Source organism: Oleiphilus sp. HI0080, from assembly GCF_001635135.1.
The window spans coordinates 1-287 of sequence record NZ_LWFU01000117.1 but is presented as its reverse complement, the minus strand read 5'-3'; the positions used below and the strand labels follow the sequence as shown (position 1 = coordinate 287).

Here is a 287-nt window from a genome sequence, read left to right as displayed (position 1 = left end):
TTCTGCGCGTATCGGGAGGAGGGTCTCAAAGTGACGCTGCTTTGCAGCTCACGGCAGATATTTTTGGTTTGCCCGTTGAACGGCCTCATACCTATGAAACCTCCGGCTTGGGTGCGGCGATGGACACAGCGGTTGCACTTGGGTGGTATCCAGACTGTGAAGCGGCGATTAAGAGTATGACGCGTGTTGGTAAAAGGTTTGAGCCAGATCAGCAGGTACACAAAGTGTACGACCGATTATACAAAGAGGTGTATTTGAAGATGTACAAACAGTTGCAGCCTTTGTAC

1 protein-coding gene is annotated in these 287 nt (G+C 50.2%); it reads left to right on the top strand.

Annotated features, from left to right (window positions below):
- Positions 1 to 287, top strand: a 287-nt coding sequence (locus tag A3751_RS01450) for an FGGY-family carbohydrate kinase (protein WP_255376055.1), incomplete at both ends; no start/stop codon positions are given.